Origin of the sequence: Streptomyces sp. NBC_01618 (assembly GCF_045209435.1) — a bacterium.
Classification (GTDB): Bacteria; Actinomycetota; Actinomycetes; order Streptomycetales; family Streptomycetaceae; genus Streptomyces.
Genome location: NZ_CP109297.1, coordinates 2,051,542 through 2,064,140, shown reverse-complemented (window position 1 = coordinate 2,064,140; position 12,599 = coordinate 2,051,542). Strand labels below are relative to the sequence as shown.

Annotated in this window: 12 protein-coding genes; 7 read left to right on the top strand and 5 right to left on the bottom strand. The window is 69.1% G+C overall.

Annotated features, from left to right (window positions below):
- Nucleotides 1-240: 240 nt before the first annotated feature.
- From OH735_RS09770 to OH735_RS09760, 3 genes are all read right to left on the bottom strand, one after another.
- Nucleotides 241-1,317, bottom strand: a complete 1,077-nt coding sequence (locus OH735_RS09770; RefSeq protein ID WP_406380994.1) for a S1C family serine protease — start codon at nt 1,315-1,317, stop codon at nt 241-243.
- A gap of 335 nt (nt 1,318-1,652) precedes the next feature.
- Entirely contained in the window at nt 1,653-2,411 is a 759-nt protein-coding gene (locus OH735_RS09765; protein ID WP_406380993.1) for a class I SAM-dependent methyltransferase, read from the bottom strand.
- A gap of 101 nt (nt 2,412-2,512) precedes the next feature.
- Nucleotides 2,513-3,112 (bottom strand): DUF3043 domain-containing protein, encoded by a 600-nt coding sequence (locus OH735_RS09760; protein WP_406386493.1) that lies wholly within the window; start codon nt 3,110-3,112, stop codon nt 2,513-2,515.
- Between the two features lie 296 nt (nt 3,113-3,408).
- On the opposite strand from OH735_RS09760, the gene OH735_RS09755 reads away from it, so the two are divergent.
- The 5 genes from OH735_RS09755 (at nt 3,409) to OH735_RS09735 (ending at nt 9,975) form a co-directional block, all read left to right on the top strand.
- Entirely contained in the window at nt 3,409-4,191 is a 783-nt protein-coding gene (locus OH735_RS09755; RefSeq protein ID WP_384462077.1) for a PspA/IM30 family protein, read from the top strand.
- 9 nt (nt 4,192-4,200) lie between these two features.
- Nucleotides 4,201-4,479: a hypothetical protein gene (locus OH735_RS09750; protein ID WP_406380992.1), complete on the top strand. Its 279-nt coding sequence runs from the start codon at nt 4,201-4,203 to the stop codon at nt 4,477-4,479.
- A gap of 222 nt (nt 4,480-4,701) precedes the next feature.
- Nucleotides 4,702-5,961 carry a sensor histidine kinase gene (locus OH735_RS09745; RefSeq protein WP_406380991.1) on the top strand — a complete coding sequence of 420 codons (1,260 nt, stop codon included), beginning with the start codon at nt 4,702-4,704 and terminating at the stop codon, nt 5,959-5,961.
- Nucleotides 5,958-6,653 carry a response regulator gene (locus OH735_RS09740; protein WP_406380990.1) on the top strand — a complete coding sequence of 232 codons (696 nt, stop codon included), beginning with the start codon at nt 5,958-5,960 and terminating at the stop codon, nt 6,651-6,653. Before OH735_RS09745 ends, OH735_RS09740 begins: the two co-directional genes overlap by 4 nt.
- Nucleotides 6,654-6,816: 163 nt before the next feature.
- Nucleotides 6,817-9,975, top strand: coding sequence for an efflux RND transporter permease subunit (locus OH735_RS09735; protein WP_406380989.1), 3,159 nt, complete (start codon nt 6,817-6,819; stop codon nt 9,973-9,975).
- A gap of 81 nt (nt 9,976-10,056) precedes the next feature.
- Here the strand turns inward: OH735_RS09735 and OH735_RS09730 are convergent, their stop codons facing one another.
- Together OH735_RS09730 and OH735_RS09725 are read right to left on the bottom strand one after the other, a co-directional pair.
- Nucleotides 10,057-10,251, bottom strand: a complete 195-nt coding sequence (locus tag OH735_RS09730) for a DUF397 domain-containing protein (protein WP_406380988.1) — start codon at nt 10,249-10,251, stop codon at nt 10,057-10,059.
- Nucleotides 10,230-11,075, bottom strand: coding sequence for a Scr1 family TA system antitoxin-like transcriptional regulator (locus tag OH735_RS09725; RefSeq protein ID WP_406380987.1), 846 nt, complete (start codon nt 11,073-11,075; stop codon nt 10,230-10,232). Before OH735_RS09725 ends, OH735_RS09730 begins: the two co-directional genes overlap by 22 nt.
- A 150-nt stretch (nt 11,076-11,225) precedes the next feature.
- Here OH735_RS09725 and OH735_RS09720 point away from each other — a divergent pair, with 150 nt between their 5' ends.
- Both OH735_RS09720 and OH735_RS09715 read left to right on the top strand, forming a co-directional pair.
- The gene (locus OH735_RS09720) at nt 11,226-11,591 is read left to right on the top strand and encodes a hypothetical protein (RefSeq protein ID WP_406380986.1); all 366 of its coding nucleotides are present in this window, start codon (nt 11,226-11,228) and stop codon (nt 11,589-11,591) included.
- Between the two features lie 493 nt (nt 11,592-12,084).
- Nucleotides 12,085-12,579, top strand: a complete 495-nt coding sequence (locus OH735_RS09715) for a hypothetical protein (protein ID WP_406380985.1) — start codon at nt 12,085-12,087, stop codon at nt 12,577-12,579.
- The last annotated feature ends 20 nt before the right edge of the window (nt 12,580-12,599 follow it).

Below are 12,599 nucleotides of genomic sequence, written 5' to 3'. Positions count from 1 at the left end.
CGTCGGCGCTACGGGTTCGGGGCTCACGGCCTGAGGCTCCTGAGCCCGTACGGCCGAGGCCCCAGGCCCGTACGTCGACGTTTCTGCCCGTAAGGCCGAGGCTGCGGCCCATTACGTCGAAGTCTCTGCCCGTACGGCCGTGACCGGCGACGGTTGCCGGTCACGGATCCTGGGTCTGTCCCGCGGATCAGGTCCGGACAGACCCAGGATCTCACCCTGGATCCCGCCCTGGATCTCACCCTAGATCTCACCCAGGGTGACCTGCGCCGTCTTCTCCGCCCCGTTGCGCAGATACGTCACGCCGACCTTCTGGCCGGGCTTGTCCGAGGCCAGTGCCTGCGACAGGGACGTGATCGTCATGACCGGCTGATCGCCGATCTTGGTGATGATGTCGCCGGCCCGCAGCCCCGCCTTCTCCGCGGCGCCGCCCTTCGTCACGCTGACCAGCGCCACCCCGGCCGGCAGGTAGTTCTGGTCGACGACCGTGCGCCCGGTGATGTTCAGTGCCGCCCGGCCCGAGTCCGTGACCTTGCCGCTCTTGATGATCTGATCGGCGACCGTCTTCACCATCGAGACGGGGATCGCGAACCCGATGCCGGGCGCCGAGGTGTCACCCATCTGCGTGTCGACCGCCGCCAGCGTCGGGATGCCGATCACCTCGCTGTCCAGGTTGACCAGCGCACCGCCGCTGTTGCCCGGGTTGATCGCCGCCGAGGTCTGCACCATGTTCGCGATCGTCGCGCCCGTGCCGCCGCCCGCCCGGCTCTCGCTGACGGTCCGGCCGAGCGCCGAGACGATGCCCTGGGTGACGCTGGAGGACAGTCCGAGCGGCGAGCCCATCGCCAGCACGATCTGTCCCACCTCGACCTTTTCCGAGTCGCCGAACTTCGCGGGCTTCAGCCCGTCCGGGGCGGTGTCGAGCTCGAGGACGGCCAGATCCTGTTCCGGATAGGAGGCGACCAGCGAGGCCTTCAGCACCTTCTCGCCGGTGGCGACGGTGACCTTGAACGTCGTGTCGCTGCCGATCACATGGGCGTTGGTGACGATATGGCCTTTGGAGTCGTAGACGACGCCGGAGCCCAGACCGCTGGAAGTCTCGATCTGAACGACCGACGGCAGCACGTTCTTGATCACGGCCTGGTATTCGCTCTGCAGATCACCCCCGGTCCGGGCGGCGGAGGCCGAGGCGGTGGGACCGGTCTTGGGTGAAGCGGAGCCCGTGTCCGAACAGCCGCTCACCAGGGCGACCGCACAGAAACCCGCGGTCAGAGGCAGCAGCAACCGGCGTATATGGCTGGGGGAGTGGAATGCATCCATGCCCGGATTGTTGCTTTCGCGGCTCTCCGCGGCCCGCTGGATTCGGCCGGTCGGGTAAGACCGACCGGCTCGGGCCGAGTCTCCGGCGCCCTCCTGGGGACCGCCGGGCGGATCAGGGTCGGACAGACCTCTAGGGCCTGTCCGGCGGATCATGGCCGGGGTCGCGGCGTCCGGCACGGCACCTCGCGGCGTTGCCGAAACGACCGAATAGCTCCTTCCCCAAGCTCTCAACTCTGTTCGAGCAGGGGAGACCCCACCTTAGGACGCTCCGGCGCCTTGCGATGCACCGCACCAGACGCCGCGCCCTGTCCGGCCCTGATCCGCCGGACAGACCTCTAGCCCCGCACCCCGCACAGATGAAGCAGCGCGGCCACCCGGCGGTACGGGTCCGTCCGCCCGGCCCGGTCCTCCGCGGCCAGCAGTCGTTCCAGTTCGTCGGCGGCCGGCAGTTCCACGTCGTTGCTCACGTTGTCCGTGAAGACGCGCACCCCGTACCAGGCATGCAGGGGCGCCGCGATCCCGGCGAGCGTGGCCGTCAGGGCGTCCAGCCGGTCGGCCCGCACCGTGAGGCCCAGCCGGTTGGTGTACGTGTCCGTGTCGAACGCGGCCAGCGTCGCGTCCCAGTCCCCGGCCGCCCCGGGCCGCATCGCCAGCGCGTCGGCGTTCCGTACGAGCAGCGAGAGCAGCCCGCCCGGGGCCAGCATCCGGGCCAGACCGGCCACCATCGCGTCCGGCTCCCGGACATACATCAGCACACCGTGGCACAGCACGACGTCGAAGCTGCCGGGCAGGAAGTGCACCCCCGTGTCCAGGCCGTCGCCCTCGATCAGCCGGACCCGCTCGCGGATGCCCGCGGGCTCCCCGCAGAGCGACTCACGGGCCACCCGCAGCATCTCGGCATCGGACTCCAGCCCCGTCACGGAGTGTCCGGCCCTGGCCAGACGCAGCGCCTGGGTGCCCTGGCCCATGCCGACGTCGAGGATGCGCAGCCGCTGTCCCACCGGGAAGCGGGCGGCGATCTGCTCGTCGAGCTGGCGCGCGACCAGTTCCTGGCGGACCGTGTTGCGCAGTCCGCCGAGCCCCTTCAACCACACCGAGGAGGCTCCCGAGAATCCAGTGACGGGAGCGGCGACAGGGACGGCGCGGTCCGGCCGGTCGGCGGACGGACCGCCGACCGAGCCGGAGGCATCCGTACTCAGGGCCGCTCTCCGCGCTTGACCTGCGGCTTCGGCAGCCGGAGCCGACGCATCTGAAGCGTACGCATCAGGCCGTAGGCGACCGCGCCACGCTTCGGCGTATCGGGGAAGCGCGCGTTCAGCTGCTTCTTCAGGCGGAACGCGAGACCGATCGAGTCGATGACGATCAGCACGATCACGATCAGCCAGAGCAGCAGCGAGATGGTCTGGATGTTCTGTACCTGGATCACACTGAGGATCAGAATGATCACGGCCAGCGGCAGGAAGAACTCCGCGATGCAGAAGCGCGAGTCCACGTAGTCGCGGACGAAGCGCCGCACGGGGCCCTTGTCGCGCGCCGGCAGATAGCGCTCGTCGCCACTGGCGAGCGCCTCACGCTGCTTGGCCATGTCCACACGGCGCGCTTCGCGTTGCCGCTTCATGGCCTCCTTGCGATCGAGCGGCGCGCCACTGGAGGCGCGACGGCGCTGCGACTGGGCATCGCTGCGCTTGGGGGTGGGGCGACCTTTGGGGGCCTGCGGGTCGCGGGGCTGCTTGGAGAGGTCGGCCGTCACCTTGCCGGTGGACGCCTTCTCTTCCTTCGAACGGCTACGGAACACAAGGCCCAAGGGTACGGGTTCGTTTCCCATGGCCCCAGGCCGGTCGGGAACGATCCGGCAACGGCCCGCGTCCTCGCAGGTGTCCCCGGGTGTTCCGCACGGTGGACGCCGCCGGTCTCCCCGACCGCCACCTACTCCCTGGGCCGGAGTGGTGACCGGGTGCAGTCGTCCTTGGGGAGGAGCACATCTGTGCTCGAACAGTGCGGTAATAGAGGCAGGGCCCGTACTGTGGGTTCTGTTGGAGTGCTGGAGCTCAGTCCGTCAGAAGGGGGCGCGCGAAGCCCATGAGCGGTGTCATGAAGCGTATGGGGATGATCTTCCGCGCGAAGGCAAACAAGGCCCTTGACCGGGCCGAGGATCCGCGCGAGACCCTCGATTACTCGTACCAGAAGCAGCTGGAGCTGCTTCAGAAGGTGCGCCGCGGTGTCGCCGATGTGGCGACCTCGCGCAAGCGGCTGGAGCTGCAGCTGAATCAGCTGCAGGGCCAGTCGTCCAAGCTGGAGGATCAGGGCCGCAAGGCGCTCGCGCTCGGCCGCGAGGACCTGGCCCGCGAGGCGCTGTCCCGGCGCGCCGCACTCCAGCAGCAGGTCACCGACCTGGAGACGCAGCACACCACGCTGCAGGGCGAGGAGGAGAAGCTCACTCTCGCGGCCCAGCGGCTCCAGGCCAAGGTCGACGCCTTCCGTACCAAGAAGGAGACCATCAAGGCCACCTACACCGCCGCCCAGGCGCAGACCCGGATCGGCGAGGCCTTCTCCGGAATCTCGGAGGAGATGGGCGATGTCGGCCTGGCGATCCAGCGGGCCGAGGACAAGACCCAGCAGCTGCAGGCCCGGGCGGGCGCGATCGACGAGCTGCTCGCCTCCGGCGCCCTGGACGACCCGACGGGTACGGCCAAGGACGACATCGCCGCCGAGCTCGACCGGATCTCCGGTGGTACGGATGTGGAGCTGGAGCTGCAGCGCATGAAGGCCGAGCTGGCCGGCGGCCCCACCCAGCAGCAGGCGATCGAGGGCGGCCCGCAGGACGCGGCGCAGCAGCAGTCGTCCCAGTCCCCGCACAAGTTCGACAAGAGTTAAGGCAGCGTCATGATCGTACGGATCATGGGGGAGGGCCAGGTCGCCCTGGCCGACAGCCATCTCGCCGAACTCAACGAGCTCGACGACGAACTGCTCGCCGAGATGGAGAGCGGCGACGGCCCCGGCTTCCGCTCCACTCTCCACGCGCTCCTCGCCAGGGTGCGCGAACTCGGTGAACCCTTGCCGGACGACTCCCTGGAGCCCTCCGAGCTGATCCTGCCGTCGTCCGAATCGACCCTCGAAGAGGTGCGCGCCATGCTCCGGGACGACGGCCTGATCCCCGGCTGACGCCGCTTGCACTCCAGCATTTACACGCACCCGCATTTACACGCACCCGCGAGCACCCGCACGAGCCGGTGCATTGTGCCCTGTGTCCGGTCCGCCGGACACGGGGCACAGTCGTGTCCGCTGCGCTTCGGCGCTTCTCCGTTCACCGGTACGACCGATACGACCGGTTTCTCCGTAGGACTCGGACCGATCGCCGCGCGACACGCCGTAACGTAGCTTGACGTGACCACCCTCGGAACCGGGGTTCTGCGCGTCCGGCACTGGCTGCGCGACCATCCCCTCGCGCTGGACTCCGCGCTCGCCCTGGCCGTACTCGTGGCCATGATCATCGGTTCGTTCGTCCACCCGGGCGCACCGGACGGGCCCTCCTTCGGCACTCGCGCTCACGAGGCGGGCAGCGTGCTCCTGATGGTGCTCGGTGCCGTGGCGCTCATCTGGCGGCGGCGCAAACCCATGGCGGTGCTCGTGGCCACCGCCGGGCTGACGGTCGTCGAACTGGTGGGATTCGACCCGCCCACACCTGTGGTGATGAGCACCGTCATCGCGCTGTACACGGTCGCCGCCCGCACCGATCGGTCCACCACCTGGCGGGTCGGGCTGGTGACCATGGCCGTGCTGACGGCCGCCGCGATGTTCTTCGGTTGGGCGCCCTGGTACAGCCAGGAGAACTTCGGCGTCTTCGCCTGGACGGGGATGGCCGGCGCGGCGGGGGACGCCGTCCGCTCCAGGCGCGCCTTCGTCGACGCGATCAGGGAGCGCGCCGAACGGGCCGAACGCACCCGCGACGAGGAGGCCCGGCGCCGGGTCGCCGAGGAGCGGCTGCGGATCGCCCGCGATCTGCACGACGTCGTCGCCCACCACATCGCCCTGGTCAACGTCCAGGCCGGGGTGGCCGCCCACGTCATGGACAAGCGCCCCGACCAGGCCAAGGAGGCACTGGCCCACGTCCGGGAGGCCAGCCGCTCCGCGCTCAACGAACTGCGGGCCACCGTCGGGCTGCTGCGCCAGTCCGGTGACCCGGAGGCGCCGACCGAACCGGCCCCGGGCCTCGCCGTCCTCGACGAACTGGTGGACACCGTCCGACGGGCCGGTCTCCCGGTCGAGGTGGCCTGCACCGACCGGCGGCCCCCGCTGCCCGCGGCCGTCGACCTGGCCGCGTACCGGGTGATCCAGGAGGCGCTGACCAATGTGCGCAAGCACGCCGGCCCCGGCGCGAAGGCCGAGGTGAGCGTCGTACGGGTCGGGGCCACCGCCGAGATCACCGTCATCGACAACGGCTCGGGCGGGGGCGGCCACAACGGGGACGGCGGCGGCCACGGTCTCCTCGGCATGCGCGAACGCGTCACCGCACTCGGCGGCTCCCTCACCGCGGGCCCCCGCTACGGGGGCGGATTCCGGGTCCATGCGATCCTGCCCGTCGAGGCCCGTACGGCAGAGCCCGAGGAGCCGGGCGCGGTGGGCCGGACGGGGGAGAACGCATGACACCGCCCATCAAGGTGCTGCTCGTCGATGACCAGGCGCTGCTGCGCAGCGCGTTCCGGGTGCTGGTCGACTCGGAGGCCGACATGGAGGTGGTCGGCGAGGCGGCGGACGGCGCACAGGCCGTGGAGCTCGCCCGGTCGACCCGCGCCGACGTGGTGCTGATGGACATCCGGATGCCCGGTACGGACGGACTCGCCGCGACCCGCATGATCAGCGCCGATCCTGAACTGGCGGACGTACGGGTCGTCATGCTCACCACCTTCGAGGTGGACGAGTACGTGGTGCAGTCGCTGCGGGCCGGGGCGTCCGGCTTCCTCGGAAAAGGGGCGGAACCGGAGGAACTCCTCAACGCCATCCGGATCGCCGCGGGTGGCGAGGCGCTGCTCTCGCCCGCCGCGACCAAGGGTCTGATCGCCACCTTCCTTGCGCAGGGCGGCAGTTCGGACGGTGCCGGGCCGGGCACCGCCGAGTACTCCGCGCGGCTCGACGCGCTCACCGGCCGCGAGCGCGAGGTGCTGGTCCTGGTCGCGGGCGGCCACTCCAACGACGAGATCGCCGAACGTCTCGTCGTCAGCCCGCTCACCGTCAAGACGCATGTGAACAGGGCGATGGCGAAGCTCGGCGCACGGGACCGGGCCCAATTAGTGGTCATTGCGTACGAATCGGGCCTGGTGCGCCCCAGGGTGGAGTGAAGGGTGGAGATTCGGCGTACTCCACCTGCGGTATGCGCGGCATAAGAAAGCGACCTCGGGCCGACGCCTCCGGCCTTGCGGATGGGTGATCGTGTAGCTGTGCCGGGTCTGTCCCCAGCTACCCGCCCATCTGCCGCTCAAGCCACAGAAGAGAGACCCACCCATGTCCTGGCTGTCCAGATTCAGCCTCGCGCAAAGGGCCCTGATCGGACTGATCTCGATCGTCGCCCTCGTATTCGGAGCGATCGCGATCCCGCAGCTCAAGCAGCAGCTGCTGCCCACCATCGAACTCCCGATGGTGTCGGTGCTCGCCCCCTACCAGGGTGCGTCGCCCGATGTGGTGGAGAAGCAGGTCGTCGAGCCGCTCGAAAACTCCATCAAGGCCGTCGACGGGGTCACCGGCATCACCTCGACCGCCAGCGAGGGCAACGCCGTCATCATGGCGTCCTTCGACTTCGGCAGCGAGGGCACCAAGCAGCTCGTCGCCGACATCCAGCAGGCGGTGAACCGCGCCCGCGTCCAGCTTCCCGACGACGTGGACCCGCAGGTCGTCGCCGGCTCGACGGACGACATCCCGACCGTCGTGCTCGCCGTCACCTCCGGCAAGGACCAGCAGGCGCTCGCAGACCAGCTGGACCGCACCGTCGTCCCCGCGCTGGAGGACATCGACGGCGTCGGCCAGGTCTCCGTCGACGGCGTGCAGGACCTCCAGGTCTCCGTCACCCCCGAGGACAAGAAGCTCGCCGCCGCCGGACTGAACGCGGCCTCGCTCGCCCAGGCGCTCCAGGCGGGCGGCGCGACCGTCCCCGCGGGTTCCTTCTCCGAGTCGGGCAAGAGCCGTACCGTCCAGGTCGGCGGCGCCTTCACCTCCCTGAAGCAGATCGAGGACTTGCGACTCTCCGGCCAGAACCCGGCGACGGGCAAGACCGGCAAGCCGGTCCGGGTCGGTGACATCGCGACGGTGAAGCAGGAGCCCTCCACGGCGGTCTCCATCACCCGTACGAACGGCAAGCCGAGCCTCGCCGTCGTGGCGACGATGGACAAGGACGGCAGCGCCGTCGCCATCTCGGACGCCGTCAAGGACAAGCTCCCCGACCTCCGCAAGGACCTCGGCGCCGGCGCCGAGCTGACCGTCGTCTCCGACCAGGGCCCCGCCGTCTCCAAGGCGATCTCCGGTCTGACCACCGAGGGCGCGCTGGGTCTCCTCTTCGCGGTCATCGTGATCCTGGTCTTCCTCGCCTCGCTGCGCTCGACCCTGGTCACCGCGGTTTCCATCCCGCTCTCCGTGGTCCTCGCGCTGATCGTGCTCTGGACCCGCGACCTGTCGCTCAACATGCTCACGCTCGGCGCGCTGACCATCGCGATCGGCCGAGTCGTCGACGACTCGATCGTCGTCCTGGAGAACATCAAGCGGCACCTCGGCTACGGCGAGGAGCGCCAGTCGGCGATCATCACCGCGGTGAAGGAAGTGGCCGGCGCGGTTACCTCCTCGACCCTCACCACGGTCGCCGTCTTCCTGCCGATCGGTCTCGTCGGCGGCATGGTCGGTGAGCTCTTCGGCTCGTTCTCGCTGACCGTCACCGCGGCCCTGCTGGCCTCCCTGCTGGTCTCGCTGACCGTCGTCCCCGTCCTGTCGTACTGGTTCGTGCGCGCCCCCAAGGGCACCGCCGAGGACCCGGACAAGGCCCGCCGCGAGGCCGAGGAGAAGGAAGCCCGCAGCCGGCTCCAGCGGCTGTACGTCCCGGTGCTGCGCTTCGCGACCCGGCGCAGGATCACCAGCATCGCCATCGCCGTCGTGGTGCTGCTCGGCACCTTCGGCATGGCCCCGCTGCTGAAGACCAACTTCTTCGACCAGGGCGAGCAGGAAGTCCTCTCCATCAAGCAGGAGCTGACCCCCGGCACCAGCCTGGCGGCCGCCGACGAGGCCGCCAAGAAGGTCGAGAGGGTCCTCGCCGGCGACAAGAGCGTCAAGGACTACCAGGTCACCGTCGGCTCCTCCGGCTTCATGGCGGCCTTCGGCGGCGGTACGGGCTCCAACCAGGCCTCGTACCAGATCACCCTGAAGGACGCGGGCGACTCCGAGGCCGCGCAGAAGCGCCTCGAAGCGGAGTTCGGCAAGCTCGACGGCATCGGCGACATCACCATCTCGGCGGACGGCGGCTTCGGCAGCCAGGACCTCAGCGTCGTGGTCAAGGCCGCGGACGCGGACGTCCTGAAGAAGGCGTCCGAAGAGGTACGGGCCGAGGTGGCCAAGCTCAAGGACGTCACCGACGTCCAGAGCGACCTGGCGCAGAGCGTCCCGCGGATCTCGGTCAAGGCCAACGCCAAGGCCGCGGACGCCGGCTTCAACCAGGCCACGCTCGGCGCGGCCGTCGCCGGAGCGGTGCGCGGCACCCCGTCCGGCAAGGCGATCATGGACGACACCGAGCGCGACGTCGTCATCAAGTCCGCCCACCCGGCCACCACGATGGCGGAGCTGAAGAACCTCTCGCTCGGCCCGGTCGAACTCGGCCAGATCGCGGACGTCGAGCTGGTCCCCGGACCGGTCTCGATGACCCGGATCGACGGCCAGCGCGCCGCGACCATCACCGCCAAGCCCACCGGTGACAACACTGGTGCGGTCAGCGCCGCGCTCCAGACGAAGATCAACGCCCTGAAGCTCCCGGACGGCGCCACCGCCACCATCGGCGGTGTCTCCGAGGACCAGAACGACGCGTTCCTGAAGCTCGGCCTGGCCATGCTGGCCGCGATCGCGATCGTCTTCATGCTGCTGGTGGCGACCTTCCGGTCGCTGATCCAGCCGCTGATCCTGCTGGTCTCCATCCCGTTCGCGGCAACCGGCGCGCTCGGACTGCTCCTGGTCACCGGTACGCCGATGGGCGTACCGGCGATGATCGGCATGCTGATGCTGATCGGCATCGTGGTCACCAACGCCATCGTGCTGATCGACCTGATCAACCAGTACCGCACGCAGGGCATGGGCGTCGTCGAAGCGGTCGTCGAGGGCGGCCGTCACCGGCTCCGCCCGATCCTGATGACCGCACTCGCGACGATCTTCGCGCTGCTCCCGATGGCGCTCGGCGTCACCGGCGAGGGCGGCTTCATCTCGCAGCCGCTCGCCGTCGTGGTGATCGGCGGCCTGATCACCTCGACCCTGCTGACCCTGCTGCTCGTGCCGACGCTCTACGCGATGGTGGAGCTCCGCAAGGAGCGCCGCGCGAAGAAGAAGGCGATCAAGCGGGCGAAGAAGGCTGGCGGTCCTGCGCAGGCCGAGTCCGCCGAGTCGGACGAGACGCGCACGGCGGAGCCGTCGGGCGTGTAGTCGGTTCGGTAGGCCGGTAAAAACGGGAACGGCCTGTCCCGCGCGGGAGCGTGGGACAGGCCGTTCTGCTGTTCTCGCGCCCTACTTGAGGGAGGCGATGAAGTCGTTCCAGGCAGAGGTGGGGATGAGAAGTGCGGGGCCGGTGGGGTTCTTGCTGTCGCGTACGGGGATGATGCCGGGGAAGTCGTCGGCGATCTCGACGCACTCGCCACCGTTGGTGTTGCTGTAGCTGCTCTTGCGCCAGCGGGCGGTGCTCAGCTCGGGGGTGTGTCGCATGATGTGTAGTCCTCCATAGCCGTCCGGATCACGTGCGCCGACTCGGGCAGTGAAAGTGCGTTGGCCCGCAGTACCTCGTACTGCCGCCGCCACTTCTTCACCACGTCCGGATCCTCATAGAGGTGACCGGCCCGGATGCCTTCTTCGTAGGCCACTGTGGTGCCGTCGGTGAGCGTCAGCAGAGTCAGCGCGCCGCCCATGAGCGGGTGTGGCCCCGCGTTGAACGGCATCACTTGAACTTTACTGTTCGGAGTATTCACCAGGCCTAACAGCGCGGCCAGTTGTTCGTACATGCATGCGCGATTACCGACCTTCCGTCGTAGTACGGACTCGTCAATGATTGCCCACCGGAAGGGCGGCGAGCCTCGACTCTGCCTCGTCTGCCGCGACATGCGGGCCATGACGCGCTCCTCGACTTGGGCCTCGCTCAGGTCCTCCTGGCAGCGCAGCAATTCGCGCGCGTACGCCTCGGTCTGGAACAGACCGGGCAGGGCCTGCGCCCCGTACTGCTCTATGACTTCGGCTCTGGACTCGAAGTCCATGTACCGGCGGTACTGGTCCGGATGGATCTCCTTCTTGGCCAGCTCGTACAGCCCGTGGAAGTGCTTGTCCGTGCCGAACGCCGCATCGAGCCTCCCTGGGATGTCCGGCGGCGGCATCAGCTCAGCCGTCTCGATCCGGGCGAGCGTGCTCTTGCTGGAGTTCAGGATGTCCGCCAGCTGTACGAGGGAGAGATCCGCGCGCTCGCGGTGTCGGCGCTGCTCGGAGCCGAAGTAGTGGCGGGCGGAGAGATACGGGGTGAGGGGCTGAGGCCTGAACGTCATGGTGCGTGCCTTCCGTGTGTCCCGCTCTCAACGCCGGGACAGAGCAACCCTGTTGGTGCGACCCGTCGCAACGCGACGATTGCGGCACACACGGTAACCAGCGTGTGCGGCCGGGCGCCATGGAGCCCCTCGAACGGAGACAGTGACGACATGATGTTCGATGCGAAGGGGCGGCCCATGCGGTTGCTTCCGTGGGTCAATCAGAGCGGGGCGCCGTGCTACCTGAGCACCGACGACCCGGACAGCCGGATGTCGCGGTTGGCCGACGAGGTGGAAGCGGATCTGCTCGACTCGGCCGAGTACGTACTGACCGAGGCAAGGGAGTTGCTGGCTGAAGCCACAGCGGGGGAGCGGGAGTTGCGCTTCGCCGGTGTACGGCTCGCGGAGTCGCTGCGGGACACCTTGCGGATCGCCACGAGCCGGGGAGAGCGGCTGGAGGCCGGGCTCACGCTTGCGGAGGACGAGGAAACCGTGGCTTACGCAGCCGAGCACTGCTCTTGTACCAGCGAGGCTTGAGCGGCTGGCCCGGGGGGCGGGGCGTTCCTCGGAACGGATCAGGAAATGGGCCTCGGGCAGATGCCCGGGGGCGGTGTGCAGAACGGGCAGGTGGCCTCGGCGTCCCCGGCGGTGAGGGCGCGCTGTTCCCGAAGACCGCCGCCTGATCACCGCCTACGCCCGCTGGGACCGCATCGCACGTATCCGGCGACGAGCCCGCGGCAAACCGATCTCCGCCTACACCAGCGACATCGCCCAGGCCCAGATCGCCAAGGCCATCGCCTTCCTGACCTGGATCAAGGGGCACGGGGAAACCCTGGCGACCTGCCGACAGCCCCTCGTCGACCTCTGGCTCACCTCCGAGAACCATCAAAGCCCTTACGACGCGGGACCGTTCGTCCGATGGGCGGTCCGCAGCAAGTTCACCTCCGGAATCAGTATCCCGGCCCGGCCGCGGCGGATCTTCCACCGCCCGCTCGACACCGACGAACGCTGGGCGACCGCCCGGCGGCTCTTGAACGACGACTCCATCGAGACCAAGGACCGCATCGCCGGGCTGATGGTCCTGCTCTATGGCCAGTACCCCGCGCGGACCTGCCGACTGACCACGGCACACGTCATCCACGACGAGAACGGCGTCGCCCTCCGTCTCAACGGGACCCCGCTTAGGCTGCCACCACCCCTCGACGGCCTGGTCCTCCAACTCGTCGACATCGCCAACGACCACCAGCACACCGTGATGTCGAACGACCTCAACGCACCCTGGCTCTTTCCGACTCAGAGACCTGGCCAGCCACTGGGCAGCAAACAGCTCAGCCGGCGCCTCCGCAAGATCGGACTCCCTACCGAAGCCGGACGATGCGCGGCCCTGCTTGATCTCTGCACACAGATGCCGCCCGCGGTCCTTCAGCGCCTGCTCGGCATCAGCCCCACAGCTGCCGAGCGCTGGGCCGCCGGGGCCGTCAGGACCGCATACGCAGCCGAGGTGGCCCGCCGATCAGACGGATGAGACCGATTACCCAGCACCCC

Excerpts from the sequence above, each read along its gene's own strand:
- OH735_RS09730 (WP_406380988.1), bottom strand. The coding sequence starts at position 10,251 with ATGCGACACACCCCCGAGCTGAGCACCGCCCGCTGGCGCAAGAGCAGC.
- OH735_RS09740 (WP_406380990.1), top strand. The coding sequence starts at position 5,958 with ATGACACCGCCCATCAAGGTGCTGCTCGTCGATGACCAGGCGCTGCTG.
- OH735_RS09725 (WP_406380987.1), bottom strand. The coding sequence starts at position 11,075 with ATGACGTTCAGGCCTCAGCCCCTCACCCCGTATCTCTCCGCCCGCCAC.
- OH735_RS09755 (WP_384462077.1), top strand. The coding sequence starts at position 3,409 with ATGAAGCGTATGGGGATGATCTTCCGCGCGAAGGCAAACAAGGCCCTT.
- OH735_RS09720 (WP_406380986.1), top strand. The coding sequence starts at position 11,226 with ATGATGTTCGATGCGAAGGGGCGGCCCATGCGGTTGCTTCCGTGGGTC.
- OH735_RS09770 (WP_406380994.1), bottom strand. The coding sequence starts at position 1,317 with ATGGATGCATTCCACTCCCCCAGCCATATACGCCGGTTGCTGCTGCCT.
- OH735_RS09735 (WP_406380989.1), top strand. The coding sequence starts at position 6,817 with ATGTCCTGGCTGTCCAGATTCAGCCTCGCGCAAAGGGCCCTGATCGGA.
- OH735_RS09750 (WP_406380992.1), top strand. The coding sequence starts at position 4,201 with ATGATCGTACGGATCATGGGGGAGGGCCAGGTCGCCCTGGCCGACAGC.